We start from the raw sequence: 26,984 nt of genomic DNA on the forward strand, positions 1-26,984 counted from the left end.
AAAAAAGCGAGTCTAAATTAGACTCGCTTTAAGCATCAAAGTATGGCAGTAGATTGATGATGAAATTTACTGTTTTTTAAATTCTGAAGTTTTCTTCATAAGACCTGTTATCTGTAAATATGACAACCTTATACGTTCCTTTTTCTTCTTCGGATAACTTGTAAATCCTGTTTATAAGTTCTTTACCTTCTACTTTCTCAGAAAGAATAATAGCATCGTTGAAATATAAAGTTACTTCTAAAGGCTTATTGTTAAACGCTATTTTAGAAATTAAGATTAAATCTCCTTCTGTTCTAATTACAGGTTTAAAAATTATTTCATCTTTTTCTTCAAAAAAAGTAACAAAACCATCTTTTACCTCAAATTTCTTAACAATAATTTCGAAGTCTTTTTCTAGTTCTGTTCTGTACAAGCCGTCTTCTAGATTTGTTAGATCGAAAGTTTTAGCATAGTTTCCAGAACTTTGTAATACTTGTTTATATATTGTTATTCCGTATTCATTTATAATAGTTAAAGCATTTCCTTTTTTTACGGCTTTGTATTCAACTTTAACTCTTTTTACAGCTACTGCATTAGTAGATTCCTTGTTGTCGTTTGCGTAACTAATTAATGTTCCAAACATTAATGTTACTACTAAAATTGTTTTGATTGTTGTTCTCATTTTTTCTTATTTAATGGTTAGTAACACTACAAAGGTATGGTGGTAGTTAAGTTCTAAAAACATCATAATTGGTAACTTTATGTTCTAAATTATCATTAAATATATTTAAGTATTTTAAAGTAGTTAATACAGTATACATTAATGCTAATTATCTATAATGTTATATAATTGGTATTATAACTATAGAGAACATTTTATACAAAAAAAGCGAGTCCATTTGGACTCGCTTTTTATCATTAAATTATAGCAGTAATTTAACGAAACAATTAACTAAATTTTTATATTGTAAAATTTTTTACGTAAGTTCTGTCATTGGTGTTTACAACAACCTTGTATGTTCCTTTTTCAAATTCAGATAATTTGTAAACTCTATTTAATACTTTTTCACCACTTACTTCATCAGAAAGGATAATGTTATTTTGGTAGTATAAAGTTACATTTAAAGGTTTTTCTTCAAATTCAATTTTAGAAATCATAACCAAATTTCCTTCGGTTCTAATTACTGGTTTAAAAATTATTTCATTTTCGTCCTTATAAAAAGTAACAAAACCATCTTTAACCTCTAGTTTTTTAACAATAATTTCGAAGTCTTTTTCTAGTTCAGTTGTGTATAAACCATCCTCTAAATTCGTTAAATCGAAAGTTTTAGTATAGTTTCCAGAACTTTGTAATACTTGTTTATATATTGTTATTCCATATTCATTTTTAATCGTTAAAGCATTCCCCTTTTTTACGGCTTTATACTCAACTTTAACTCTTTTTACAGCTACTGCATTAGTAGATTCCTTGTTGTCGTTTGCGTAACTAATTAATGTTCCAAACATTAATGTTACTACTAAAATTGTTTTGATTATTGTTTTCATTTTTTTCTTATTTAATGGTTAGTAACACTACAAAGGTACGTTGGTAGTTAAGTTCTAAAAACATCATAATTGGTATGATTATATGTTATTTTACCAGTATTAATTAATGTTAATTAATTGTTAAGTTAATATAGAGTATATTTATGTTAATCTTATTTTTATCAAAAAGTATTTACAAATAAAAATCGAGTCCTTTTGGACTCGCTTTTACCATCAAACTATAGCAGTAATTTGACGAAACAATTAACTAAATTTTTATATATTAAATTCCTTTGAATAAGTTCTTTCATCAGAACTAACAACTACTTTATAAGCACCAACTTCCTTTTCAGATAATTTGTAAACTCTTTTTAAAAGTCTGTCTCCAGATATGGTTTCAGAAAGTACAACTTCATCATTATAATAAAGAGTAACTTTTAAAGGTTCGTTGTTAAAATTAATTTTTGATACTAATAATAAATCACCTTCAGTTCTAATGATCGGTTTAAATATTTTTTCATCTTTATTATTTAAAAATGTAACCAATCCATTTTCAACATAAAATTGTTTAATAACAATTTCGAAGTCTTTATTTAATTCAGCAGAGTAGATCCCATTTTCTAAAGCAGAAAAATCAAATGTTCTAGAATAGTCTCCAGAATTTTTAATTTCATTATTATAAACAGTTAAACCGTTACTATTTTTAATAGTTAAAGTCTGACCTTTTTTTACATTATTAAATTCAACCTTAACAGTTTTCTTTGCTTCTTTATAATTGGTATTGTCTTTTTCGTTTGCGCTAGTTATTAATGTTCCGAACATTAAAGCAACTAATATAATTTTATTTATTTTCATTTTATATGTCATTTATATGATTAATAACACTGCAAATTTATGACAGCAATTTTGTTTAGAAAACATCGTAATTGGTGTTTTTATGTGTTATATTAACAAGTATGTTTATTTGTTGAATTTTAGTGTGTTAATATAGTATATGTTTGTGTTAATTTTATACAATAAATATTTTTAGTCTAGATGTTTATAAATATAAAAAGCGAGTCCTTTTGGACTCGCTTTTACCATCAAACTATAGCAGTAATTTGACGAAACAATTAACTAAATTTTTATATATTAAATTCTTTTGAATAAGTTCTTTCATCAGAACTAACAACTACTTTATAAGCACCAACTTCCTTTTCAGATAATTTGTAAACTCTTTTTAAAAGTTTGTCTCCAGATATGGTTTCAGAAAGTACAACTTCATCATTATAATAAAGAGTAACTTTTAAAGGTTCGTTGTTAAAATTAATTTTTGATACTAATAATAAATCACCTTCAGTTCTAATGATCGGTTTAAATATTTTTTCATCTTTATTATTTAAAAATGTAACCAATCCATTTTCAACATAAAATTGTTTAATAACAATTTCGAAGTCTTTATTTAATTCAGCAGAGTAGATCCCGTTTTCTAAAGCAGAAAAATCAAATGTTTTAGAATAGTCTCCAGAATTTTGAATTTCATTATTGTAAACAGTTAAACCGTTACTATTTTTAATAGTTAAAGTCTGACCTTTTTTTACATTATTAAATTCAACCTTAACAGTTTTCTTTGCGTCTTTATAATTGGTATTGTCTTTTTCGTTTGCGTTAGTTATTAATGTTCCGAACATTAAAGCAACTAATATAATTTTCTTTATTTTCATTTTATATATCATTTATATGATTAATAACACTGCAAATTTATGACAGCAATTTTGTTTAGAAAACATCGTAATTGGTGTTTTTGTGTGTTATATTAACAAGCGTGTTTATTTGGTGGATTTTAATATGTTAATATAGTATATGTTTGTGTTAATTTATGCAATAAAGGTTTTGTCTAGATGTTTATAAACATAAAAAGCGAGTCCTTTTGGACTCGCTTTTACCATCAAACTATAGCAGTAATTTGACGAAACAATTAACTAAATTTTTATATATTAAATTCTTTTGAATAAGTTCTTTCATCAGAACTAACAATTACTTTATAAATACCAGTTTCTTTTTGAGACAATTTGTAAACTCTTTTTAAAATTTTGTCCCCAGATAAGGTTTCAGAAAGTACAGCTTCATCATTATAATAAAGAGTAACTTTTAAAGGTTCATTGTTAAAATTAATTTTTGATACTAATAATAATTCACCTTCCGTTCTAATGATTGGTTTAAATATTTTTTCATCTTTATTGTTTAAAAATGTTACCAATCCATTTTCTACATAAAATTGTTTAATAACAATTTCGAAGTCTTTATTTAACTCAGCAGAGTAGATCCCGTTTTCTAAAGCAGAAAAATCAAATGTTTTAGAATAGTCTCCAGAATTTTGAATTTCATTATTATAAACAGTTAAACCGTTACTATTTTTAATAGTTAAAGTCTGACCTTTTTTTACATTATTAAATTCAACCTTTACAGTTTTCTTTGCGTCTTCAGTATTGATGTTTTCGTTTGCATAACTAATTAATGTTCCGAACATTAAAGCAACTAATATAATTTTCTTCATTTTATTTGTCATTTATATGATTAATAACACTGCAAATTTATGGTAGCAATTCTGTTTAGAAAACATCTAAATTGGTAGGTTTATGTAGTAGATTAACTGTTATTTTTATGTTAAAAGAAAGTAAAGATAATTTAGTCTATAATTTTGTTAATTTTATACAGCTTTTTAGTGTTAAGTGTCGTAAATTTGCCGTTAAATAGTACTATTTATGAACGTTAAACCTACTTTAGAAAAAATTAGTCCAGATTTTGGAAGCTCAATACTTGTAAAAAAACACACAGAGTTTTTGAAACAAATAAAAGCATTCTGGCATTTTCACCCAGAAATCGAATTAGTTTATGTGAATAAGGGAAAGGGTAAAAGACATATTGGTAATCATTTGTCTTACTTTAATAATAGTCAGTTATTATTAATAGGTTCTAATTTGCCACATAATGGTTTTACAGATAGGCTAACAACAAATGGTTCTGAAACCTTGGTACAATTTAAACCAGATTTTTTAGGAAATGAGTTTTTTGAAGTTCCAGAAATGAAACCTATTAGTATTTTATTTGAAAAAGCTAAAAAAGGAATTCTTTTTGGTGTAAAAACAAAACAAAAATTAGGTCCAAAAATTGAAAAATTATCTGAAAAAGAGGGTTTTAAACAAGTTTTGATTTTGTTAGAAATTTTACACACACTTTCTAAATCAGACGATTATACTTTATTGAATGCAGATGGTTATGCTTTTGAGACGCAGCCACAAGACAGTAGTAAAATAGATGTAATCTTTAAACATATAAACGAAAACTTTAATCAACATATTAGTTTAGATGAAATTTCTGATCTTGTAAGTATGACGGTTCCTGCGTTTTGTAGATTTTTTAAGAAAACAACAGGAAGAACGTTTACTAAGTTGGTAAATGAATATAGAGTTGTACATGCAACTAAATTGTTATCTGAAAGCCAAACGAGTATTACAGATATTTGTTTTGAATGTGGTTTTAATAACTTTTCTCACTTTAATAAATTATTTAAAGAATTTACAGGGAAATCAGCTTCAAAATATAGAAGTGAAATGATGAGTTTAATTCAGAATTAAGCATTTTATATTACTTAACTCCGTTCCATTCATCATCAAATTGCTTTAGAAATAATTCCATAAAAGAATGTCTTTCTGCAGCAATTTGCTGTCCAGCAAGAGTATTCATTTTATCTTTTAAGAGCAATAATTTTTCGTAAAAATGATTGATTGTTGGAGCGGAAGAATTTTTATACTCTTCTTTTGTCATATTTAGATTTGGCAGAATTTCTGGGTCATACAAAGCTCTGTTTTTAAATCCACCATAATTAAAACAACGTGCAATACCAATGGCGCCTATTGCGTCTAACCTGTCTGCATCTTGCACAACTTCTAATTCTTTAGAAGTAAATTTTATAACATTAGTCTCTAAAGAATTTTTAAAAGAAATATGTTTTATAATATTTATAACATGCTCTACTATATCTTTAGCTACGTTTTGTTCTTCTAAAAAGGTTGTAGCTATTTTAGGACCAACAGATTCGTCTCCATCATAAAATTTAGGATCTGCAATATCATGCAACAAAGCACCTAAAGAAACTACAAAAGCATCTACATGTTCATCCTTAGAAATTAAAACAGCATTTTTATAGACACGTTCTATATGAAACCAATCATGTCCGCCTTCGGCATCTTTTAAGGTTTCTTTTACAAATTTTATAGTGTTTAGTATGATGTTGTTTTTATCCATGTTACAAAAGTAAAAAATCTCAGATTAACATGAACCTGAGATTTTAATTTTTAAACTAGATATTTGTATCTGTTACTTTTTATAAATAGCCATTACTGGGATATCAATATGATTGATTAAATCTTCGGCTAAACTAAAGGTAAATAAACGTTGGTATAAGTTACGTTCTTGATTTAATAAGCAAACCATGTCTATTTTATTTTCGGTACAATAATCTGTTAAAGATGTTTTTAAATGTAAAGTATCTATAGAAACAAATTTGGTTTTTTTATGTTTTAAAGTTAAGTTCTGTCTAAAGTTATCCATTAATGGAGAAATAGATTCGCCATGTGCTAAATCGAAATGTACAACGTGTAATTGAGCACTAAACTCTTTTGCAACTTTGGTTATTTTTTCTAAAGGTTCAATTTCTTCATCTCTATAATCTACCAAAAACATAATATTGTCTAAAGAACCATCAAATTTTGCGTTTTCCGGAACTGCGATTACAGGTTTGTCTATTTCTTCTAAAATTTTAATGGTATTGGTCTCCATAAAAATATTAAAAAGGCTGCTATTTTTTCCTTTGCTAGTTCCCATTATAATGATGTCAATTTTGTCATCACGTTTGGCAACATATTTAAATAGTGAATCAGAAAAAACACCTTCATCAACAATATATTTTACTTTTAAGTCTCCTTTTTTACTTGCTTTTATCAGCTTTTGAAAAGGCGGAAATTTATCTTTTTTATTTCTAAAATTATCAATATCAATTTTTTCATAAATAGATTTTGTTTTTTCATCTACCGATATGTCTTCATGATAGGCATGATATATAATTAAGGTAGCATCTAGCTTTTGTGCGTATTCCATTGCATACGCAAACGCGTTTAAAGAAATTTCTGAAAAGTCTGTTGGAAATAATATGTTTTTCATAATTTTTAGTTTTAGAAAGATACTTCGAGGTTTAATTCGTAAATATTATTTTCGTTGGATGTTTTGTTGTTATGTTCTGCATTTAATACCAATCTTAGATATTTGTTTACGGTATAAGAAAGGCCACCAATAAAACGTTTTGTATTCGCATCGTCTAAAGTTTCTAAATGAAAGGAGTCATATCTTGCCCAAAGTGCTAAAGGCGATTTTTTAATTTTATATTCTCCAAAAAAACTATAGCCATCATTTTCAATTGCTTTACTAAAATCGTTTTCATCTACATATTCTCCTCTAAAATCTCCTATACCACTATGCATTTGTCCTGTTAAAGTTAATTGTTTTCCTGTATATGCAATAAACCCTAATACCTGATTAAATTTAGGGTTGTATTCACTATTTCCTCTTCCAATATTAAAATATCCACTTATGTGTAGTTGAGGTACTTTATTAGCAAATGGTCTAACTGATAAACGCCCAGAAAATACTTTGTTATTGTTATTCTCTTCACCAGAATATCCTCCACCATTAAACAAACCGACTACATAACTTACGTATTTACCAGGCATAGCACCGTTTACTTCTTTAAGAAACTTTTTATCCATTGCAGGACCAATATTTCCTCCGTAGGTGATACCAAAATCAGCAGAATTAAAAATTCTATTTCTTTCAATAAACATATTGTCTTGTACTCTGTAGGTGTTTATTTTTTGTTCAAAATCTAACCAAGGAGTATGTACCATACCAACTTCTACCCAGTTACCTGTAAAAACATCACTATTAAAATTGGGTTTTGCTTTTACATATAAATATTTTAAACGCGTTTCTATATTTCCAGCATCGGGTCCTTCTCTGTCCACGGTTAAATCCATCGTATAACGTACAGAATAGGTTTTGTTTAGGTCTTTTTTTAAGGTAAAATAACTCCTTTTTAATACAAAAGCACTCTGATGATCATTTGTAATGCCTATTTCGTCATCGGCTTGTGTTTGAGAAATTCCATCTCTATAAGCGATAAACCAATTACCAGACATTTGAAGAAAATCTGCTATAGTGATTCCTTTTTCATCGGTATCTATTCCGTTTTTTTGGCTTTGTGCCATTGTTAAATCAGTAAAAGAAAGTAGATAAACTAATATAATGCAAGTTTTAAATTTAAAATACATTGGTTTTAATTTAGAATGATTGTTAAATTGAAGTTGCTATAAATTTGACACCATAGACAAGTGCAATACTTACTAAGAGGCCTATTAACACCTTAAATAAATCTACTCCTAAACTTTTAAACATATCTCTACGAGCTTCGTTTTTACGCAATACAAAGTTTAAGGCAATTTCTCTACCTGCTAAAATTCCTATAAACACCCAAGTTGTACTCATTGGTACGTTGTTTAGTTCTTTAAAGTAGAATAAAACAATACCATACGTAAAGTCTATTAATGTAGCCGATCTAATATCTACTGTGTTTGTTTTAGAGCGAATAATGCTTTGTATTGCACCTCCTTTAGATTTAATAATGTAAGCCAAAAGTCCTAAAATAACAACTAAAGAACCTATTAACTCCCAAACACTTAATTGTCTTGGTAAGTACACGTAAATATTAGCAAAATCTTGAATTAGCCATTGCGACCATAAAAAACCTGTAGATAACCATTGTAAGGCTGTCCATATATTTCTTTGTTTATCTGTAATTGGGTTTTCAATAAATTTCTTTTCAACCGATTTAGAGATAATTAGGTATAAGACGATGGATGCTGTTAGCGCAAGTAAATAACCAGAAACAGATTTTGTAACCATATCTCCTAAGTTCTTTGCATTAAAAAATGTAAGAATTAAAAAAGAGGTACTTACCGGTATTCCAGTACGTGTTAAAAGCATTAAAACAATTGGAGGTAGAATGTAGTACCAAGCAAATGGTTGTGGTAAAGGATATTTTGCCAATCTTCCGTAAGAAACATCTCCGTTATGAGTAACGTAACCGTAGATTAATGTTACGGCAAGTATACCACCAGCAAAAAGCCATAGAACCCACCATTTTTTACGTTCGTTAGAACTTAAAAAGGTTCCTAATGTTTGTATGGTGTCATTTCCTACAACAGAATATGCTGCTAAGAAAAACCCTAAATACATTACTGTTAATTCCATAGGTAAATTAAATTAGTTATAATTTAACTCAAAGGAATACTATTACAAAACAGTAAATGTTAAGTAAATATTATGATACTATAAAGTTTGAGGTAGTAGAAGTTATTTCCTTAATGCAAGTTCCTTCTTTATATTTTTGATATCAACATACATATAAATAGACATCGGTATAAAAAACAAAGGTAAAAAGGTATGAAAAGAGGTACCGTTTTCAATGGTAGAAAAAATAGCAAATACTACCATTAAAAGAATGACAACTATTTTAATGATAAAAAAGTTTTTTTGCTTTTTTAGTTTTGTTATAAGTTCTTCTTTGGTGTATGTAGAAAATTCTGAAGCCATAATAAGTAATGTTATTGAAAAAAAAATCCACCTATATTATTAAGTGGATTTTTTTTGTATAATATATTTTTAGAAGCCTAGCAAAACTCTTCGTAAGCCTGTGCTAAATTCTGTGCAATCATTTGTGCAGATCTTCCTTCAATATGGTGGCGCTCTAACATGTGTACCAATTTACCATCTTTAAACAAAGCCATTGCTGGAGATGATGCTGGAAAAGGAATCATAAACTCACGTGCTTTTTGTGTAGATTCTTTTTCTACACCAGCAAAAACAGTTGTTAAGTTTGTAGGTGTTTTGTCTGCTCCTAAAGAAGCAATAGCACCTGGTCTTGCCGTACCTGCAGCACAACCACAAACAGAGTTTACCACTACCAAAGTAGTTCCTTTTTTAGACATTGCGTTTTCAACGTCTTCACTTGTATATAATGCTTCAAAACCTGCGTTAATTAACTCATCGCGCATTGGTTTTACTAATTCTTCTGGATACATATTTTCTAATTTTAAAATGCAAAGATAGGTATAAGTTAAAGAAAAGTCAACTTTATAAAAATAGTTGTCTCAATAGAAATATCAATAAAATTGATATCAAATAAATTATTAAAAAGCTATTCTTTATTCTTTGGGCATGCCCATTTTTAAAACAAAGTTCCGTTTACACTGCACTTTTTTTAAAAATCGTCAGGCTTTCAAAGCTCGCTTCCCGCTAAAAAGCGGGAGAGCTCAAACAAACTTTTCAATCCTTCATGCATATAAGCATCAAAGTTTATTAGTTGCAGAGTTACAAAGTAAAAAAAGTAATAAAGTTGCAGTGTCTAGATTTTTAAAAATCAAACAACTCAAATTCAAAAACTATAAGTCTTTGTTTCTTTGAAACTTTGTAACTTTGCTGCTTCAAATAAAAAATAAATAATGGGAAGTTTTACAAAATGGTTAGGAGCAGGATTAGGATTTACTTTTGGAGGTCCAATAGGTGCAGCCATTGGTTTTGCAGTAGGTAGTTTTGTAGATGGTTTTTCAATAAAAGACCTAACACAAGAACAACTAGATTACGAAAGAACCAGACAATCTAGTGCTAGAAGTAGTGCTGCAGATACACAATCTGGAGATTTTGAAATGAGTTTATTGGTTTTAGCATCAATAGTAATAAAGTCTGACGGAAAAGTAGATCAGCGAGAATTAGACTTTGTACGCTCTCAATTTGTTGGCATGTACGGTAAAGAAAGAGCTAACAACGCCTTTAAGCTTTTTAGTGGAATTATAAAAAAGGAAGTTTCAGCGCGTCAAGTTTGTATACAGATTAGACAAAATATGTCTCACGCATCTCGTTTGCAATTATTACATTTCTTATTCGGTATTGCAAAAGCAGATGGTTTTGTAGCAGAGTCAGAAATAGAAGAAATTAGAAAGATGGCTGGTTATTTGTACATCAACCAAAACGATTTTGAGTCTATAAAAGCAATGTTCCATGATGCTTCAGAAAATGCCTATAAAATTTTAGATATAGAAAAGACGGCTACAGATGCAGAAGTAAAGAGTGGTTATAGAAAAATGGTGAAAAAATACCATCCAGATAAATTACAAGGTTTAGGAGAGGAGCATTTAAAAGGTGCGAATGAAAAATTCCAAAGCATACAAGCTGCTTATGAAAAGATAAAAAATGAACGTGGCTTGTAAATAAAGTTTCAAAGCTACATAGTTGCAGAGTAACAAAGTACAAGCTCAGTTACTTTGTAACTTTTAGTCTTTGCAACTTTGTAACTTCTTCCCAACTTTGTAACTTTTTTTATGCTTTGTAACTTCTTTAGAAACAAACTTAAAAATTAGAAGAATTTCAGTAAATTCGCAATCTTATTAGAAAAGACAGAAAATGAAAGCGAAATTTCCTGAGTATAAAGGACTTGACTTACCAAAAGTAGCAGAAGAAATCTTAAGCTATTGGCAAGAAAATAACATCTTCGAAAAGAGTGTATCTTCTAGAGAAAATGCAAAACCTTTTGTGTTTTTTGAAGGACCTCCTTCTGCAAACGGACTTCCAGGAGTTCACCATGTTTTAGCTCGCGCTATTAAAGATATTTTTCCACGTTATAAAACCATGAAAGGTTACCAAGTAAAGCGTAAAGCTGGTTGGGATACACATGGTTTACCAATAGAATTGGGTGTAGAAAAAGAATTAGGAATTACCAAAGAAGATATTGGAAAAACCATTTCTGTAGAAGATTATAACGCAGCTTGTAGAAAAGCCGTTATGAAATATACAGATGTTTGGCACGATTTAACCAATAAAATGGGGTATTGGGTAGATATGGAAGATCCATACATTACCTACGAACCTAAATATATGGAATCTGTTTGGTGGTTGCTAAAAGAGATTTACAATAAAAAATTAATTTACAAAGGGTATACAATTCAGCCATATTCGCCAAAAGCGGGTACGGGTTTAAGTTCTCATGAGTTGAATCAACCTGGTACGTACCAAGATGTAACTGATACCACTATTGTTGCACAATTTAAAGCTGTAGAAAATACGCTTCCAGACTTTTTACAAAACGAAGGAACGGTTTATTTTATCGCTTGGACAACAACTCCTTGGACGTTGCCTTCTAATACAGCATTAACAGTTGGGCCTAAAATAGAATATGTTTTAGTAGAAACTTTTAATCAATATACATTTGAGCCTATCAAAGTAATTTTAGCTAAGAAATTAGTTGGAAAGCAATTTGCAGGTAAAAATAATGTAGAAGTTGAAACTTCGGAAGAATTAAGTTCTTATAATTCTGGTGATAAAAAAATACCTTATCATGTTATAAAAGAATTTATTGGTAAAGATTTAGTTGATATTAAATACGAACCAGTTTTAGATTACTGTAGACCAAATGATAATCCGCAAGATGCTTTTAGAGTAATTTTAGGAGATTTTGTTACTACAGAAGACGGAACAGGAATTGTACACACTGCACCAACTTTTGGTCAGGATGATGCTTTGGTTGCAAAACAAGCAGTACCAGAAATTCCACCAATGTTGGTGAAAGATGAAAATGATAATTTAGTTCCTTTAGTAAATTTACAAGGTAAGTTTAGACCAGAAATGGGCGAGTTTGCAGGTAAATACGTAAAGAACGAATATTATCCTGAAGGTGAAGCACCAGAAAGATCTATTGATGTTGAGTTAGCGATTAAGTTAAAGACAGAAAATAAAGCTTTTAAAGTAGAAAAATACAAGCACAGTTATCCAAATTGTTGGAGAACAGATAAACCAATTTTATACTATCCATTAGATTCTTGGTTTATTAAAGTAACTGATGTTAAAGATAGAATGCACGGTTTAAACAAAACCATTAACTGGAAACCTGAATCTACAGGAACTGGACGTTTTGGAAACTGGTTGGCAAATGCAAACGATTGGAATTTATCTCGTTCTCGTTATTGGGGAATTCCATTACCAATCTGGAGAACAGAAGACGGTAAAGAAGAAATTTGTGTTGGTTCTGTTAAAGAATTAAAAGAAGAAATGGCAAAGGCTGTAACAGCTGGCGTTTTAGCGAAAGATATTTTTGAAGATTTTGAAGTTGATAACAACTCAGAAGAAAACTATGCAAAAATAGATTTACATAAAAACATTGTGGATGAAATAGTATTAGTTTCAGCATCTGGACAACCAATGAAACGTGAAAACGATTTAATTGATGTGTGGTTCGATTCTGGTTCTATGCCGTATGCACAATGGCATTACCCGTTTGAAAACAAACAAAAAATTGATGGAAACGAATCTTTCCCTGCAGATTTTATTGCAGAAGGAGTAGATCAAACCAGAGGTTGGTTTTATACTTTACACGCAATTGCAACAATGGTTTTCGATTCTGTAGCGTATAAAAACGTTGTTTCTAACGGTTTAGTTTTAGATAAAAACGGACATAAAATGTCTAAACGTTTAGGGAATGCAACAGATCCTTTTACAACATTATCTACGTATGGAGCAGATGCAACACGTTGGTACATGATTGCAAATGCAAATCCTTGGGACAATTTAAAATTCGATTTAGAAGGAATAGAAGAAGTAAAACGTAAATTCTTCGGAACTTTATATAACACCTATTCTTTCTTTACTTTATATACAAATTTGGATGGTTTTTCTTATGAAGAAGCAGATATTCCTTTAGAAAAAAGACCAGAAATAGACCGTTGGGTTTTATCAGAATTACATACTTTAATTGCTAAGGTTGATAAATTCTATGAAGAATATGAACCTACAAGAGCTGCAAGAGCAATATCAGACTTTACGCAAGATTACTTAAGTAACTGGTATGTGCGTTTAAGTAGAAGACGTTTTTGGAAAGGAGATTATCAAACAGATAAAATTTCTGCATATCAAACGTTGTACACTTGTATGAATACGATTGCAAAATTAGCATCGCCAATTGCGCCATTTTTTATGGACAGATTGTATCAAGATTTAAACTCTGTAACTGGTAAAGAAACATCAGAAAGTATTCACTTATCAGATTTTCCTGTATTTGATGCAAGTTTTGTTGATAAGAGCCTAGAGCGTAAAATGGAAAATGCACAAGTAATATCTTCTTTAGTTTTATCACTTAGAGCAAAAGAAAAGATTAAAGTGCGTCAGCCATTACAAAAAATTATGATTCCTGTTGATAATGAACAACAGAAAGAAGAAATTTTAGCGGTTGCTAATCTTATTAAAAATGAAGTAAACATTAAAGAAATTCAGATTTTAGATGATGCTTCAGATATTTTAATCAAACAAATAAAACCTAATTTTAAAACCTTAGGTCCAAAGTTTGGAAAAGATATGCGTTTTATAGCTGCTGAGGTACAGAAGTTTAATCAAGAAGATATTAACAAAATAGAGAAAATTGGAAACATTTCTTTAGAAATTAATGGAAAAAGCATTATTTTAGAACTCTCAGACGTAGAGATATCATCTAAAGACATAGAAGGGTGGTTAGTTGCAAATGAAGGGGCGTTAACAGTTGCTTTAGATGTTACCATAACAGAAGATTTGCGTAAAGAAGGAGTTGCCAGAGAATTGGTAAATAGAATCCAAAATGCACGTAAAGACACAGGTTTAGAAGTAACAGATAGAATAAAATTAACGGTTTTAAATTTCGAGAACTTACAAAAATCTATCACGGATAATAAAGACTACATAATGAGTGAAACATTAACTAAGGAATTGGTTTTTGTTGATGAATTAAATGATGGTACAGAAATTGAATTTGATACCATAAAAAGTAGAATATTAATAGAAAAAATGTAAGATTTATGTCAGACGTAAAACAAAAATATTCAGCGGAAGACTTACAAGAGTTTAAAGCAATTATAGACAAGAAGATAGCAAGAGCAAATGAAGATTTAGCGTTGTTAAAAGCTGCTTATAAAAATGATTCAGATAACGGTACAAATGATACTTCACATTCATTTAAGTCTTTTGATGAAGGTTCTGAAGTGATGAACAAAGAAGCAAATGTTCAGTTAGCTATTAGACAAGAAAAGTTTATTAGAGACTTAAAAAACGCTTTATTACGTATAGAGAATAAGACGTATGGTGTTTGTAGAGTAACAGGTAAATTAATACAGAAAGAACGTTTAAGAATAGTACCTCATGCTACTTTAAGCATAGAAGCTAAGCGTAAACAATAATAAATTACTTATCATAATTAAAAAGCTTCTTTAGGAAGCTTTTTTTGTTTTATACTATTAATATAATGTTTACTAATCTGCATTTAAGGCTGTTTCTATTCTTTTTATTGACCTCTGCAACGGTTTTATCGCAAAAGAAAGTGATTAAAAAATTTGAAACTCAATCTAAAGAAATAGAAATTTCTACACTTGGGTTAGATGATGTTTTAATAGAGAATACAGACGCTAATTTTATAGAGATTTTTTTAACTGCAGAAAATATAGCGGAACAGCATATTATTTACAAAGAAGAATTTAATACTTTAAAGATTCAATTTGAAATACCAGAAAGTTTGCCAGAAGACAAAGTGTTTAGAAAATTTATAACAGAAAGATTGCAAAGAGCAAGTGTAGTTCTTAAAATTCCAAGCAATAAAAACATTACTGTATTTGGCGATGAAATAAATATTGAATCTAAAAGCTATAAAGGAGATTTAAATATTTTTATTGAAAAAGGAATTTTAAAATTACATACAATTATTGATAATTTAGTAGTAAAAATGTATGCCGGAAACTTATATGCAACTTCAAATAATACCAGTATTGACATTGTTTCTAAAGCCGGTAAAATAGTAATTAACGATGTTTTAGTTGATGAAACTTATCAAAAAAGAGTAGCAAAATCTATGAAAGAAGTTCGTATAAATTCTGCAAAAGCTAATATTTTCTTAACAGCCCAATAAACGCAATATTATTGTTATTTTTGTGAGCACAAATTAAAAACAGATGTCAAAAAAGAGTCTTGCTATTCTAATAATTTTTATCGCAATTATTTTAGATCAAGTAATTAAAATTTATGTAAAAACACATTTTATTTTAGGTGAAGAAGTGGTTGTTTTCGATTGGTTTAGAATCCATTTTACAGAAAATAATGGTATGGCAATGGGTTTTGAGTTTGGAGGTAAAGGAGGGAAACTCTTTTTAACCTTATTTAGATTGATTGCAGTATCTGGAATAATCTATTGGTTAATACAAAACATTAAAAAGAAGGTACACAATGCCGTAATTATAGCGGTTGCTTTAATTTTTTCTGGAGCAGTTGGTAATATTATAGATTCTGTTTTTTACGGAATTATTTTTGACGGATCTAACCACAAAGTAGCAACGCTATTTGCAGACAAACCGTATGGCGAATTGTTTCATGGTAGAGTAGTAGATATGTTTTATTTTCCTTTATGGCAAGGTGTTTTACCAGACTGGATTCCTGTTATGGGTGGAGAAATGTTTACTTTTTTTCAATATATATTTAATCCGGCAGATGCTTTTATAAGTATTGGTGTGGCATTGTTGTTTATTTTTAGCAAGCAAGCTTTCCCTAAAGAAGAGGAAGTTGCTTTAAAAGAATAACCTTTTACCTTTAAAGAAAGTTTAAGCTTATGAAACGCTTTCTAAAATACCTTATTATTTTTTTTCTGGGATTTTTTATCGCCAAATATTGGTGTGATAAAAGCAAGAGAAATCATAAACAAGAAGAAATACAAGTCGTAGTAACCTCAATTAAAAATTTGAGTAAACTAGTAGTTTCTAAAGGAACTTTTTCTGAAGTTTATAATTATACAGACTCTAAAAAATATTTTTACGATTATCTTTCTTTTGATAAAAAAGCTATTGTAACTGTAAATGCTACTGTAGAGGTTGGTTATGATTTATCTAAATTAGAAATTCAGATAGATTCTGTAGGTAAGAAAATTTACATCAATAAAATACCGAAAGAAGAGGTTGTAATTGCTCCAAATATAAAATATTTCGACTTACAACAAAGTCAATTCAATACTTTTACCAAGAACGAGTTGAATAAAATCAACCAAAAAAGTATCGAAAAAATTAAAGAAACCATAACGGTTACTGACTTAAAAGAAAAAGCAAAAACAAGATTGTTTGAGGAGTTGTCTAAAATATATCTACTTTCTGCTGTTTATAATTGGAAAGTTATAGATAATACAAATTCTGGTTTTCTAGAAAAACTTATAAATTAAAAATCAAAAAGCTCTCAAAAATAAAATTTAGAGCTTTTTTTAAGATGTATTAAAAATTATTTCCAGGTTCCGTAAGTGAATTCGCTTGTGCTTTTTGTGGATTTAATATTAGATAGGTTCCTAATGCTGTTAATGCAGAATATTTACCATAATTTCCTATTTTTTTTATTGCTTCCTTACGAGTAATTTCTTCTGTATTTTTTTTTATGATGTTGTGTTTCAAAAATTATTTTTTTACTCACTTTCTCTTTTCTAGTTTCTAGTTTCAAGTTTTACAAAGTAAATGCCTTTGGCTATTGTAGGTAAAGAAATGTCTTTAACACCATTGTAAGTAAAAGAAGTATTTATAATCTTTTTACCAAGTACGTTATAAATAGTAATATTAGTGTTTCCTTGTGGTACACCAGATACCCTTAAAGTAGTGTACTTTGTTTAAAACCAGTTAAATATACGTTTTAAAATTAGTAAAATAGAATTTATTTTAAAAACAGGTATAAACCCTTGGTTTTATTAAGATGAATTAAGAAGTTTAAAACTTTTATATTGTAATTACTGTTTCTAAGTAATTTTTTTACAAGTTTTATATTTTATTTTGACCGGGATTTTTACTATAATTTATAAATCGATATGAATAACATTAGCGGGATTTAAAGATTAAAATCTGGTGTAATTTCTATTAACTTCTTCTGAATACCATAAATAACTAAACCTGCAACGTTTTTAGAATGCGTTTTAAGTAATAAGTTGTTTCTATGACCTTCTACGGTTCTGGGGCTAATAAAAAGTTTGTCTGCAATTTCTGCAGTAGTGCATTGATCGCAAATTAATTCTAAAACATCAATTTCTCTTTTAGAAAGCAATTTTTTATCTAAATCGATTTTTATGCGCTTTCCACTAGATGAATTAATATTTTCTTGAATAATTTTTAAAACTTTCTCATCATAATAAAAACCTTTATTAAATACTTCATTAATGGTGTGAATTACCATTTTAGGACTTGTGTTTTTAAGAAGGTAAGAAGATGCACCAACATCAATCATATTGGTTATAAAGGACTTCCCATCAAAACTAGTTAATGCAATTATCTTAATGTTTGGGTGTGTCTTATGAATTTTTTTAGTAGCTTCTACACCGTTTATTTCTGGCATTTTTAAATCCATTAAAATAATATCTGGAGTATGTTCTGTATAAGATAGAAAATCAATTAATTCTTTACCATTTTCAGCTTCATAAGTAATATTAAAATTATTTTCTCTTTCTAGTAAAAATCGGATACCTTTTCTAAAAAGTTCTTCATCATCAGCAATTATGATATTAATTTTATTCATCATTTGGGGGTTATATTACAATTAAGATATTAAATCCTTTACCTACTTCACTTCCAAAACTATATTTTCCATTCAACAAAGAAACTCTACTTTCTATGTTTTTCATACCAAGTCCTTTTTTATGCTCGTCTTTATTAGAATCAAAACCAATACCGTTATCTGTATAGCTAAAAATAAGGTTGTTGTCTTTATGAGAAACTGTTATAGTGCTCTTTTTTGCTTTACCGTGTCTTACAGAGTTATTAATTAATTCTTGAGTAATTCTAAAAAGATGTAATTCGTTTTGTGGGGTTAAATGGTTCTTGGTGTAATTTATGTTGTATGTTATATTAATTTTTCTACTATTATTAAAAGAGTCTGAAAGCTCTTCTACCGCATCTTTAAAACCAAACTCTTCTAAAATTGGAGGTAGTAAATTATGTGCAATTTTACGTGCACTTTCTAAGGTTTTATCCGTAGCTTCTAAAATACCATTGTTAACAATAAGGTATTCTTCTGGAGATAGGTCTCCGTCTTTTAAAAGGTTTGCATTTAGATTAATTACATTTAGTTTAGAACTAATATCATCATGTAAATCTTGTGCAATACGTTTGCGTTCTTCTTCTTGCGTTATTATGATAGACTGTATAATTTCTTTTTGATGTGTTACTTCTAATTTCTTTTTATCTAATTCTTTGTCAACAATTTTTTTTCTTGATGAGAAGAAAAAGAGCAAGAGAGCAACTCCCATAAAAAGAAGTAATAAAACCCCAATTAGAGCGATAAGTATCACTTGGTTTTCTTGAATAAGGAGTTTTTTCATTTGGGGGTTTTAAATCAAAGAAAACGAAGTTACATAAAAATAATTTTACTTTTATGATTGCCATTTTATTACTTGGTAATAGAACTATCTATAAAATTTAATCTGTATTTTTTGATGCAAATAGTTGGATGTGTTCTTTGCGAATTGGTTTTCTAAAGTTTTTATACCATTCTACAAAAATCATTATCTGAAAAATTAGGTATAAGATAGAATTAAACTGCCAAACATAAAGTTTTAACTCCCTAGAACCTATATTTCCTAATGTGAAGATTAATGTACTACACAATGTGTAGACAAAGAAACCAGAGTTAAAATAAATGTATTTTCTATTTTTATTATCATCTATTTTTTTTAGGAAAAAGAAAAAACTATAAAATAATAATGGTATTGATGTAATTGCAATTTCTAAAACACTCCATCTATTTATATTCTCAGGAAAATTATAAAGGTATATAATAAAAGATGCTGCTGTTATAAACGTTAAAAAGAAAATGAAGGGCTTGTACTTTTTAAAATCAATAAGAGAAGAAAAGAATAAGCTTAAAAAAATAAACTGACCAATAAAAAAATAATGACTTAAAAAAAGATTATAATTGTTTAATGAACTTAAAATAGTAGATAAAAACTGAATAAAAAAACAAAGCAATAAATACATAATAAAGTATTTTAAAGCTTTGTGCTTTTTGTTATAGCTTACAATAAAGACTAAAGTATTCATTGCTAAAAATGAATATCCAGCATTTACAATAAAATCATCTAAACTCATAATAATCAGTTTAATTTAAAGGGCTTTCTGCATCGCATTTTTCAGGGCAAGGAGTTGTTAGGTCGTAAATAAAATCACTCTCTGAATCTAGATTTTTTCCATCTTTAGAAGAAATCATATCTTTTCCTTCAGCATCTACACCCACAATAATTAATTTTTCTTCAAAAACAGTTTCTTCTTCAATTTTGTGTTTATGCACCCCTAAATAGGCTCTTACTGTTACAGCTCCCTCTGCAATTACCTCTTTTAAATCTTCTAAAGGAATGTTAAAAGCTCTGCAATCTCGGTGTGCATTATAGGTGCCTTCCATTTTGCGCCATCTTTTGGTCCATTTTTTAGCTGTTTTTAATGAAATGGTGTTTTTTTTTGCCATGATTAGTTTGTATCGGTAGTTAATAAAAAATTTTGGTTAGGTTTTAAAAGTATATAAAATAACTAAGATGCCCTATTAATACGTAATTTTAAATATAAAAAACAGTTTTCCTCTTTTTTTTAAACTTCTTTTTTCACTTGTTTTTATATTCCGGATGTTTAAAAATGTGTAATTTCGTTCTATGCCTACACCTTTAGAACTACAAATTAAAACGTTACCAAATGAACCCGGAGTTTATCAGTATTTTGATAAAGAAGACGTTATTATTTATGTTGGTAAAGCTAAAAATTTAAAGAAAAGAGTGGCTTCTTATTTTAATAAGAATCATGAGAACGGTAAGACCAGAGTTTTAGTAAAAAAGATTGTTCGCATAAAGCATATTGTTGTAAATACGGAAACAGATGCCTTACTGTTAGAGAACAATTTAATTAAAAAATACAAACCGCGTTACAATGTTTTACTAAAGGATGATAAATCCTATCCTTGGCTTTGTATTAAAAAAGAACGTTTTCCAAGAGTTTTTATGACGCGTAGAGTTATAAAAGATGGTTCGGAATATTTTGGACCTTATACTTCTATAAAAACTGTTCGGGTTTTGTTAGATTTAATTAAGGAGTTGTATCCGCTAAGAACCTGTAAATATGATTTAAGCCATCAAAGTATAAATGAAGGAAAGTATAAAGTCTGTTTAGAGTATCATTTAAAAAATTGTAAAGGTGCTTGCGAAGGCTTAGAAACCGAGAGTCATTACAGTAATTCTATCGTAGAAATTAGAAATATCATTAAAGGTAATTTTAAAGAAAGTTTAGAGAAGTTTAACGAAATGATGTTAAGTTTTGCTGAAAACATGGAGTTTGAAGAAGCTCAGAAAATTAAGGAAAAGCTACACTTATTAAGCAATTATCAATCTAAAAGTACCATTATAAATCCATCTATAAACAATGTAGATGTTTTTTCTATTATTTCTGATGAAACACATGGGTATGCCAATTTCTTAAAAATCTCTAATGGATCTATTATTCAGTCTCATACTACGGAAATTAAGAAAAAGTTAGATGAAACAGATAAAGAATTATTAGAATTGTTTATTGTTGAAATTAGACAACGTTTCGATTCTCAATCACCAGAAATTTATGTTCCTTTTAAAGTAGATTTGGGTGAAACATTAAAAGTTACCGTCCCAAAATTGGGCGATAAAAAACGTATTGTAGAATTATCTGAAAGAAATGCAAAATATTACCGACAAGAACAATTTAAGCAAGTACAAATTGTAGATCCAGACAGACATGTAAAAAGAATTATGTCGCAAATGAAAAAAGACTTGCGTTTATCTGTAGAACCGCGTCATATAGAATGTTTCGATAATTCTAATATACAAGGTACAAATCCGGTGGCTGCATGTGTGGTTTTTAAAGACGGAAAACCAAGCAAAAAAGATTATAGACATTATAATATTAAAACAGTTGACGGGCCAGATGATTTTGCATCTATGGAAGAGGTTGTTTACAGGAGGTACAAGCGTTTGCTAGAAGAAGAAGCGCCTTTGCCGCAATTAATTATTGTAGATGGTGGAAAGGGGCAATTATCATCTGGATTAAAAGCGTTAGATAGTTTAGGTTTAAGAGGTAAAATAGCCATTATAGGAATTGCAAAACGATTAGAAGAAATTTATTATCCAGGTGATCCAATTCCCTTATATTTAGATAAAAAATCTGAAACGCTAAAGATTACTCAGTATCTAAGAAACGAGGCACACAGATTCGGAATTACATTTCACAGAAATAAACGAAGCAAAAGTGCTATAAAATCTGAGTTAGAACAAATTCCAGATGTTGGTGCGCAAACTATTACAACCTTATTGCGTAAATTTAAGTCGGCAAAACGTGTTAAAGAAGCTTCTTTAGAAGAGTTAAAAGAAGTTATTGGAAATGCAAGAGCTATAAAAGTATATGAATATTTTCAACCGAATAAAAAATGAAAAAACAAATATTAGCATTTTTATTGTTGCTTTCTATAACTGTAAATAGTCAAGAAAAGCAGCCAAAAATAGGTTTGGTTCTAAGTGGAGGAGGCGCAAAAGGCTTTGCTCATATTGGGGTTTTAAAAGAAATTGATAAAGCAGGTTTACAGATAGATTATGTAGGCGGTACCAGTATGGGCGCAATTATAGGAGGTTTATATTCAATAGGGTATTCTGGTGATCAGATAGAGCAGATTGTTTTAGAAACTGATTTTATGGCACTTTTACAAGATAAGTTGCCTCGAAATTCTGAACCTTTTTTTGAAAAAGAATTTGGCGAAAAGACAGTAATTACTTTGCCTGTTGACAAAGGCTCCATAGGTTTTCCGGTGGCCGTTTCTAAAGGTCAGAATGTCTTAAACTTTTTAACAGAATTATCATCATCAGTAGAACTTATTAATGATTTTAAAAAATTTCCTATTCCTTTCTTTTGTATTGCTACAGATGTAGAAAATGGGAGTCCTGTTTTATTGGAAAAGGGTTCTTTGCCTTTGGCTTTAAGGGCTAGTGGATCTTTCCCTACGTTATTAAATCCGGTTGTTGTAGATGATAAATTATTGGTAGATGGCGGGATAGCTAATAATTTCCCTATTAGTGTCATGAAATCTAAAGGGGTTGATGTGGTGATAGGAGTTGATGTGGAAGGGAATTTATATGAAAAAGAGAATCTAAATTCTATTGTGGCTCTTTTAAATCAGATAGTTAGTTATCAGATGTATAAAACTACAGACATGGAAAAAGAAAAATTAGACGTTTATATTCATCCTGTTGTTAATGATTATAATGTGGTTAGTTTTGATGATAAACAAAATATTTTAGAAATAGGAATTAAAGAAGGAAAGAAATTTAGCAATGTTTTTAAAGAATTAGCAGAAAAGCAAGTACATAAAAGAGAACGTAAAAAGTTAAATTTTGATAAAGAAAAATTTTCGATTACAGATATTAATTTGTCTGGATGTAACATCTATACCAGAGCTTTTGTTTTAGGTAAAATAAAGATAAAATCTGGAGATAGTTTAACGAGAAAAGAAATTACAAAAAGAATTCACCTCTTATCTGCTACAAAAAATTACGAACGAATAACGTATAATTTAACAAAAAAGGAAGATGATACGTATAACCTAAAACTGAATTTAAACGAATCAAGTGGGAGTGCTAATCTAAAATTAGGTATCCATTATGATTATTTATATAAGTCTGGTCTTTTGGCAAATTATAATAAGAAACACTTTCTATTAAATAATGATATGCTTTCTTTGAACCTTGTTTTAGGAGATAATTTAAGGTATAACTTAGATTATTTTGTAGATAATGGATTTTATGTTAGTTATGGTTTTAGATCTAGGTACAATCATTTTAGAACAAACTCTAAGTTTAATTCCATTATATCTCAGTTTCCTTCTGTTAGCAGTATTAATTTAAAATATACAGATATTACCAATCAATTTTTTCTGCAAACAACTTTTAATAGAAGATTTGCTCTAGGTTTAGGTGTAGAGTATAAATATGTAAAGGCAACTACAGAAACAATTGCTTCTGAAACTAATGAAGCTACTGTTTTTGATAATAGTAACTATTTTAATTCTTTTGGCTATTTAAAGTTAGATACTTATGATAAAAAATATTTTCCTACAAAAGGATATTTTGCAGACTTAAACTTTAAGTGGTACATGGTTTCATCAGATCATAATGATGATTTCTCGCAATTTGCCCAAACAAAAGGAACTTTAGGTTTTGCTACTACTTTTTTAGATAAACTTACTCTACAGGTAACAAGTGAAGCTGGTTTTACATTAAACGATGTGGATTCTGATGTTTTTGATTTTTACTTGGGAGGATACAACCAAAACTATATTAATACTTTTGTGCCTTTCTACGGCTATGAGTTTGGGGAACTTTCAGATAATACTTATGTTAAGACCGAGTTTAATTTAAGATATGCCTTTGCTAGTAAACATTATGCAACCTTTATAGCCAATTACGGACGTTTAGATGAAAATATTTTTAAAAACATAGACCTTTTTACTGATGTTAAATCTGGTTACGCTCTTGGTTACAGTTATAATTCTTTTGTAGGTCCTTTAGAAATAAAATATAGCTGGTCTCCAGATACTAAAGAACAATATTGGTTGTTTAATTTAGGTTTTTGGTTTTAGTAATAAGCCTATAAACATTAGTAATACTCTTCTAAAATTAACTTTTATTTTCTGTTGATATTATTAGTGTAATACTAGATTTCTTTTTTGTACATACTCTATTGTATATTAAACTAAATGGGCAAGAATATTAAACGTGTCTAAGTTCTAACCTCATAATAAAGAATTTTATTATGGAATAAGAGTATAAGGCTTGCTGTTATTTGTGTGTAGTTATGCATTTAAACACCTTTAACTTACACGGTGTTACTGTTTGCTTTCTATTTACTAAACTTAAGAACAGCTGCATTTAGAAAGCTGTAAAGTATTTAACAAAAAAAACCATGAAGAGCGCTTCATGGTTTTTTTTGAAATATAATAAGTATTATAATTTTACTTGTTTTGTGCTTAAATGAAACTCTTCATACGTTTCTAATAAACTCATTAAAGCTTTTATTAAATCTTTTGTTTCTAATAATACACTAAAGTATAAAGTTGTGTTTTTAGGACTAGTTTCATCTGTTCTAATTCTTGCAACTTGCTTTTCAATAGAAGATCTTACGCTTTGTAACAACTCATTCTTTTCTATTAATAGGCTGTTTAAATTGTCTAATTCTCTCTTTTCAAAAATATTAGCTTCTTTAGTTAATAAAGCAGATAAGGCTACATCAATAGTTTTTAAATCTTTTATTTGCCCTTTCTTTAAGTTTTTATGATTGTTATTTACGTGTTTGTAGCTTGCTCTAGAAATATAACTAATAGATTGCGCTATGTCTTGTAAATACCCTAAAACCATAATATAAAATCTACTTGCTTCTACAGAAGTTTCATCTAAAGATTTAATAAAATAGAAAACGCCATCTTTCAAACCATCTATTTCATCATTAAGTTTGGCAACGTGTTTGTCTGTTTTACGTAATTTATTTAAATCGTGGTTTGCTAAATCATTTACCACATTGGTGTATAATTTATTTACACGGGTTATAACTTCAGAAATATGATCTGCGCTTTCTTCAATTACACCATTAATAGTAATCAATTCGGCTCTTTCTATATATACTTGTTTTTTTACTTCTTTAGATCTTCTTCTGTGAATTAGACTGTTTCTTCCAATTAAGAATGCAACAAGGGCCAATAGAATAGGAATCATAACCATATCCCAACTAATTAAGTAAGCTACTAAAGCTGCAGCTAAAAAGGCTGTAATTGCGGTTAAAAACCATCCACCAACAACATTTATTACTCCGGCAACTCTGTAAACTGCACTTTCACGTCCCCAAGCTCTATCTGCCAAAGAAGTACCCATAGCAACCATAAATGTTACATAAGTAGTAGATAATGGTAATTTCATAGAAGTTGCAATAGATATTAAGATACCAGCAACAATTAAGTTAACAGAAGCTCTTACTAAATCGAAAGCAGGTAACTCGTATGTTTTATCTTTCGGTAATTCTATTACCGGTTTTTGAAACTTAGAATCTACATAATTCAATGCTTTTTTCGGGAAAATTTTAGCAATTCCGAAGTTAAGACCCATTGCAAATCTTACCACAACTCTAGATAAAGGGTTTGGTTGAAATTTTTCATGTCCTTCTCCCTGACGAGATAAATCGATACCTGTTTTTATTACATTTTGTGCTTTACTAGAAGTCCATAAAGTAACTACCATTATAGCGCCTGCAATTAATAATAACCAAATGTTAGAAGGTACTTTTTTTGCTAAAATACCCATAGAAAATGCATCTGCTTCAATACCAGAGATACTCCAAGATTGGTAAGAGTTCCATGCTGCAATTGGTACCCCTACAAAGTTTACCAAGTCATTTCCAGAGAAAGCCATTGCTAACGAAAAAGTACCAACTCCAATAATCAATTTTAAAATATTAACTTTAAAAAACTGAATTAAAATTTGAGAAATTATAGCCCAGATAACAAAGCTTCCTAAAATAATAGCTAAAGTGTTTCCTTCAATTAAATGTGCTATATCAGAATACCAAGGAGTTCCTTTCATTCCTTTTATAATGATAAAGTAGGTAATTGCAGTAATTGCAAATCCACCAAATAGCGCACTAATATAAGTAGCTCTCTTATTAAAGTTAAAAGTATAAATAAGTCTCGATACAAACTGTACAAGTGCACCTACAGAGAATGCGACGACAACGGATAATAGTATTCCATTAATAATTTCAAAAGCTTTTTCATGGTTAATATAACTCCAAATATCTGAAATAGATTGTGCTTCGTTAGCAGATATTTTTATTAAAGAAATACAAACGGCAGCTCCTAAAAGTTCAAACACAATAGAAACGGTTGTAGATGTAGGCATCCCGAGCGTGTTAAAGATATCTAGTAATAAAATATCTGTAATCATTACTGCCATAAAAATGAACATAATATCTTGGAACATAAACATGTTAGGGTTAAAAATTCCTTTACGTGCAACTTCCATCATTCCACTAGAGGTAACTGCTCCAAAAAACACACCTAAACTTGCAATTATCATAATATTTCTTACAGATATTGCTTTTGAGCCTATGGCTGAATTTAAGAAGTTAACGGCGTCATTACTAACTCCTATAACTAAATCTACTATAGCTAAAACAGCTAGAGCTACTAACATTAAAATATATGGATCTCCCATTTTGTTTATTTAATTTTTTTGTTGTGCAAATTTACAAACATATAAAATTGCTAATGTT

At 29.0% G+C, this 26,984-nt stretch carries 26 protein-coding genes and 1 pseudogene; 9 read left to right on the plus strand and 18 right to left on the minus strand.

Annotated features, from left to right (window positions below; all coding sequences use genetic code 11):
• Window positions 1–76 precede the first annotated feature (76 nt).
• The 5 genes from WHD08_RS13675 to WHD08_RS13695 all read right to left on the minus strand — a co-directional run bounded on the left by WHD08_RS13675 (window position 77) and on the right by WHD08_RS13695 (window position 4,039).
• Window positions 77–661, minus strand: a complete 585-nt coding sequence (locus WHD08_RS13675) for a hypothetical protein (protein WP_208890446.1) — start codon at window positions 659–661, stop codon at window positions 77–79.
• Between the two features lie 278 nt (window positions 662–939).
• Window positions 940–1,524 (minus strand): hypothetical protein, encoded by a 585-nt coding sequence (locus WHD08_RS13680; RefSeq protein ID WP_208890445.1) that lies wholly within the window; start codon window positions 1,522–1,524, stop codon window positions 940–942.
• Window positions 1,525–1,779: 255 nt separating this feature from the next.
• Window positions 1,780–2,358, minus strand: coding sequence for a hypothetical protein (locus WHD08_RS13685; RefSeq protein ID WP_340832792.1), 579 nt, complete (start codon window positions 2,356–2,358; stop codon window positions 1,780–1,782).
• Between the two features lie 269 nt (window positions 2,359–2,627).
• Window positions 2,628–3,206, minus strand: a complete 579-nt coding sequence (locus WHD08_RS13690) for a hypothetical protein (RefSeq protein WP_340832793.1) — start codon at window positions 3,204–3,206, stop codon at window positions 2,628–2,630.
• 266 nt (window positions 3,207–3,472) lie between these two features.
• Entirely contained in the window at window positions 3,473–4,039 is a 567-nt protein-coding gene (locus WHD08_RS13695; RefSeq protein ID WP_208890443.1) for a hypothetical protein, read from the minus strand.
• A 208-nt stretch (window positions 4,040–4,247) separates the two neighbouring features.
• Between WHD08_RS13695 and WHD08_RS13700 the strand changes: the two genes are divergently transcribed.
• The gene (locus WHD08_RS13700; RefSeq protein WP_165731806.1) at window positions 4,248–5,120 is read left to right on the plus strand and encodes an AraC family transcriptional regulator; all 873 of its coding nucleotides are present in this window, start codon (window positions 4,248–4,250) and stop codon (window positions 5,118–5,120) included.
• A gap of 10 nt (window positions 5,121–5,130) precedes the next feature.
• Here the strand turns inward: WHD08_RS13700 and WHD08_RS13705 are convergent, their stop codons facing one another.
• The 6 genes from WHD08_RS13705 to WHD08_RS13730 form a co-directional block, all read right to left on the minus strand.
• Window positions 5,131–5,790: an HD domain-containing protein gene (locus WHD08_RS13705; protein ID WP_208890442.1), complete on the minus strand. Its 660-nt coding sequence runs from the start codon at window positions 5,788–5,790 to the stop codon at window positions 5,131–5,133.
• A 72-nt stretch (window positions 5,791–5,862) separates the two neighbouring features.
• Entirely contained in the window at window positions 5,863–6,705 is an 843-nt protein-coding gene (locus WHD08_RS13710; protein WP_165731808.1) for a universal stress protein, read from the minus strand.
• Between the two features lie 11 nt (window positions 6,706–6,716).
• Window positions 6,717–7,805 carry a hypothetical protein gene (locus tag WHD08_RS13715; RefSeq protein ID WP_208890441.1) on the minus strand — a complete coding sequence of 363 codons (1,089 nt, stop codon included), beginning with the start codon at window positions 7,803–7,805 and terminating at the stop codon, window positions 6,717–6,719.
• 85 nt (window positions 7,806–7,890) lie between these two features.
• Window positions 7,891–8,847 carry a hypothetical protein gene (locus WHD08_RS13720; protein ID WP_165731810.1) on the minus strand — a complete coding sequence of 319 codons (957 nt, stop codon included), beginning with the start codon at window positions 8,845–8,847 and terminating at the stop codon, window positions 7,891–7,893.
• A gap of 102 nt (window positions 8,848–8,949) precedes the next feature.
• Entirely contained in the window at window positions 8,950–9,189 is a 240-nt protein-coding gene (locus WHD08_RS13725; RefSeq protein WP_165731811.1) for a hypothetical protein, read from the minus strand.
• Between the two features lie 77 nt (window positions 9,190–9,266).
• Window positions 9,267–9,677 carry a BrxA/BrxB family bacilliredoxin gene (locus WHD08_RS13730; RefSeq protein WP_165731812.1) on the minus strand — a complete coding sequence of 137 codons (411 nt, stop codon included), beginning with the start codon at window positions 9,675–9,677 and terminating at the stop codon, window positions 9,267–9,269.
• Window positions 9,678–10,097: 420 nt separating this feature from the next.
• Between WHD08_RS13730 and WHD08_RS13735 the strand changes: the two genes are divergently transcribed.
• The 6 genes from WHD08_RS13735 to WHD08_RS13760 all read left to right on the plus strand — a co-directional run bounded on the left by WHD08_RS13735 (window position 10,098) and on the right by WHD08_RS13760 (window position 16,861).
• On the plus strand, window positions 10,098–10,862 hold the full coding sequence (locus WHD08_RS13735; RefSeq protein ID WP_208890440.1) for a TerB family tellurite resistance protein: 765 nt from the start codon (window positions 10,098–10,100) through the stop codon (window positions 10,860–10,862).
• 193 nt (window positions 10,863–11,055) lie between these two features.
• Window positions 11,056–14,463 (plus strand): isoleucine--tRNA ligase, encoded by a 3,408-nt coding sequence (gene ileS / locus WHD08_RS13740; protein WP_208890439.1) that lies wholly within the window; start codon window positions 11,056–11,058, stop codon window positions 14,461–14,463.
• Window positions 14,464–14,468: 5 nt separating this feature from the next.
• The gene (locus WHD08_RS13745) at window positions 14,469–14,846 is read left to right on the plus strand and encodes a TraR/DksA family transcriptional regulator (RefSeq protein ID WP_165731815.1); all 378 of its coding nucleotides are present in this window, start codon (window positions 14,469–14,471) and stop codon (window positions 14,844–14,846) included.
• A gap of 65 nt (window positions 14,847–14,911) precedes the next feature.
• Window positions 14,912–15,568, plus strand: coding sequence for a hypothetical protein (locus tag WHD08_RS13750; RefSeq protein WP_208890438.1), 657 nt, complete (start codon window positions 14,912–14,914; stop codon window positions 15,566–15,568).
• A gap of 43 nt (window positions 15,569–15,611) precedes the next feature.
• Window positions 15,612–16,232, plus strand: a complete 621-nt coding sequence (locus WHD08_RS13755) for a lipoprotein signal peptidase (protein ID WP_208890437.1) — start codon at window positions 15,612–15,614, stop codon at window positions 16,230–16,232.
• Window positions 16,233–16,390: 158 nt separating this feature from the next.
• A complete protein-coding gene (locus WHD08_RS13760; protein WP_208890436.1) occupies window positions 16,391–16,861 on the plus strand; it encodes a DUF4230 domain-containing protein in 471 nt (156 codons plus the stop codon).
• A 49-nt stretch (window positions 16,862–16,910) separates the two neighbouring features.
• Here WHD08_RS13760 and WHD08_RS13765 read toward each other — a convergent pair whose 3' ends face one another.
• The 6 genes and pseudogenes from WHD08_RS13765 to WHD08_RS13785 form a co-directional block, all read right to left on the minus strand.
• Window positions 16,911–17,084 carry a hypothetical protein gene (locus tag WHD08_RS13765; RefSeq protein WP_208891263.1) on the minus strand — a complete coding sequence of 58 codons (174 nt, stop codon included), beginning with the start codon at window positions 17,082–17,084 and terminating at the stop codon, window positions 16,911–16,913.
• A gap of 29 nt (window positions 17,085–17,113) precedes the next feature.
• A pseudogene (locus WHD08_RS18640) lies at window positions 17,114–17,269 on the minus strand (T9SS type A sorting domain-containing protein); the annotation flags it as partial.
• A 239-nt stretch (window positions 17,270–17,508) separates the two neighbouring features.
• Complete coding sequence (locus WHD08_RS13770) at window positions 17,509–18,192, minus strand: response regulator (RefSeq protein ID WP_422894392.1); 684 nt, start codon at window positions 18,190–18,192, stop codon at window positions 17,509–17,511.
• A gap of 7 nt (window positions 18,193–18,199) precedes the next feature.
• On the minus strand, window positions 18,200–18,991 hold the full coding sequence (locus WHD08_RS13775; RefSeq protein ID WP_208890435.1) for a sensor histidine kinase: 792 nt from the start codon (window positions 18,989–18,991) through the stop codon (window positions 18,200–18,202).
• Window positions 18,992–19,088: 97 nt separating this feature from the next.
• Window positions 19,089–19,757 (minus strand): hypothetical protein, encoded by a 669-nt coding sequence (locus WHD08_RS13780; RefSeq protein ID WP_208890434.1) that lies wholly within the window; start codon window positions 19,755–19,757, stop codon window positions 19,089–19,091.
• Between the two features lie 10 nt (window positions 19,758–19,767).
• Complete coding sequence (locus WHD08_RS13785) at window positions 19,768–20,130, minus strand: hypothetical protein (protein WP_208890433.1); 363 nt, start codon at window positions 20,128–20,130, stop codon at window positions 19,768–19,770.
• A 181-nt stretch (window positions 20,131–20,311) separates the two neighbouring features.
• On the opposite strand from WHD08_RS13785, the gene uvrC reads away from it, so the two are divergent.
• Window positions 20,312–22,108, plus strand: a complete 1,797-nt coding sequence (uvrC, locus tag WHD08_RS13790; RefSeq protein WP_208890432.1) for an excinuclease ABC subunit UvrC — start codon at window positions 20,312–20,314, stop codon at window positions 22,106–22,108.
• Window positions 22,105–24,306: a patatin-like phospholipase family protein gene (locus WHD08_RS13795; RefSeq protein WP_208890431.1), complete on the plus strand. Its 2,202-nt coding sequence runs from the start codon at window positions 22,105–22,107 to the stop codon at window positions 24,304–24,306. The genes uvrC and WHD08_RS13795 overlap by 4 nt, the downstream gene beginning before the upstream one ends.
• A gap of 364 nt (window positions 24,307–24,670) precedes the next feature.
• Here the strand turns inward: WHD08_RS13795 and WHD08_RS13800 are convergent, their stop codons facing one another.
• Window positions 24,671–26,926 (minus strand): inorganic phosphate transporter, encoded by a 2,256-nt coding sequence (locus tag WHD08_RS13800; protein WP_165731825.1) that lies wholly within the window; start codon window positions 26,924–26,926, stop codon window positions 24,671–24,673.
• Window positions 26,927–26,984: the final 58 nt, after the last annotated feature.

This window comes from Polaribacter sejongensis (assembly GCF_038024065.1).
GTDB lineage: Bacteria > Bacteroidota > Bacteroidia > Flavobacteriales > Flavobacteriaceae > Polaribacter > Polaribacter sejongensis.

Coding starts and splice junctions, on each gene's coding strand:
- WHD08_RS13675 (WP_208890446.1), bottom strand. CDS start 661: ATGAGAACAACAATCAAAACAATTTTAGTAGTAACATTAATGTTTGGA.
- WHD08_RS13680 (WP_208890445.1), bottom strand. CDS start 1,524: ATGAAAACAATAATCAAAACAATTTTAGTAGTAACATTAATGTTTGGA.
- WHD08_RS13685 (WP_340832792.1), bottom strand. CDS start 2,358: ATGAAAATAAATAAAATTATATTAGTTGCTTTAATGTTCGGAACATTA.
- WHD08_RS13690 (WP_340832793.1), bottom strand. CDS start 3,206: ATGAAAATAAAGAAAATTATATTAGTTGCTTTAATGTTCGGAACATTA.
- WHD08_RS13695 (WP_208890443.1), bottom strand. CDS start 4,039: ATGAAGAAAATTATATTAGTTGCTTTAATGTTCGGAACATTAATTAGT.
- WHD08_RS13700 (WP_165731806.1), top strand. CDS start 4,248: ATGAACGTTAAACCTACTTTAGAAAAAATTAGTCCAGATTTTGGAAGC.
- WHD08_RS13705 (WP_208890442.1), bottom strand. CDS start 5,790: ATGGATAAAAACAACATCATACTAAACACTATAAAATTTGTAAAAGAA.
- WHD08_RS13710 (WP_165731808.1), bottom strand. CDS start 6,705: ATGAAAAACATATTATTTCCAACAGACTTTTCAGAAATTTCTTTAAAC.
- WHD08_RS13715 (WP_208890441.1), bottom strand. CDS start 7,805: ATGGCACAAAGCCAAAAAAACGGAATAGATACCGATGAAAAAGGAATC.
- WHD08_RS13720 (WP_165731810.1), bottom strand. CDS start 8,847: ATGGAATTAACAGTAATGTATTTAGGGTTTTTCTTAGCAGCATATTCT.
- WHD08_RS13725 (WP_165731811.1), bottom strand. CDS start 9,189: ATGGCTTCAGAATTTTCTACATACACCAAAGAAGAACTTATAACAAAA.
- WHD08_RS13730 (WP_165731812.1), bottom strand. CDS start 9,677: ATGTATCCAGAAGAATTAGTAAAACCAATGCGCGATGAGTTAATTAAC.
- WHD08_RS13735 (WP_208890440.1), top strand. CDS start 10,098: ATGGGAAGTTTTACAAAATGGTTAGGAGCAGGATTAGGATTTACTTTT.
- ileS (WP_208890439.1), top strand. CDS start 11,056: ATGAAAGCGAAATTTCCTGAGTATAAAGGACTTGACTTACCAAAAGTA.
- WHD08_RS13745 (WP_165731815.1), top strand. CDS start 14,469: ATGTCAGACGTAAAACAAAAATATTCAGCGGAAGACTTACAAGAGTTT.
- WHD08_RS13750 (WP_208890438.1), top strand. CDS start 14,912: ATGTTTACTAATCTGCATTTAAGGCTGTTTCTATTCTTTTTATTGACC.
- WHD08_RS13755 (WP_208890437.1), top strand. CDS start 15,612: ATGTCAAAAAAGAGTCTTGCTATTCTAATAATTTTTATCGCAATTATT.
- WHD08_RS13770 (WP_422894392.1), bottom strand. CDS start 18,192: ATGATGAATAAAATTAATATCATAATTGCTGATGATGAAGAACTTTTT.
- WHD08_RS13775 (WP_208890435.1), bottom strand. CDS start 18,991: ATGAAAAAACTCCTTATTCAAGAAAACCAAGTGATACTTATCGCTCTA.
- WHD08_RS13780 (WP_208890434.1), bottom strand. CDS start 19,757: ATGAGTTTAGATGATTTTATTGTAAATGCTGGATATTCATTTTTAGCA.
- WHD08_RS13785 (WP_208890433.1), bottom strand. CDS start 20,130: ATGGCAAAAAAAAACACCATTTCATTAAAAACAGCTAAAAAATGGACC.
- uvrC (WP_208890432.1), top strand. CDS start 20,312: ATGCCTACACCTTTAGAACTACAAATTAAAACGTTACCAAATGAACCC.
- WHD08_RS13795 (WP_208890431.1), top strand. CDS start 22,105: ATGAAAAAACAAATATTAGCATTTTTATTGTTGCTTTCTATAACTGTA.
- WHD08_RS13800 (WP_165731825.1), bottom strand. CDS start 26,926: ATGGGAGATCCATATATTTTAATGTTAGTAGCTCTAGCTGTTTTAGCT.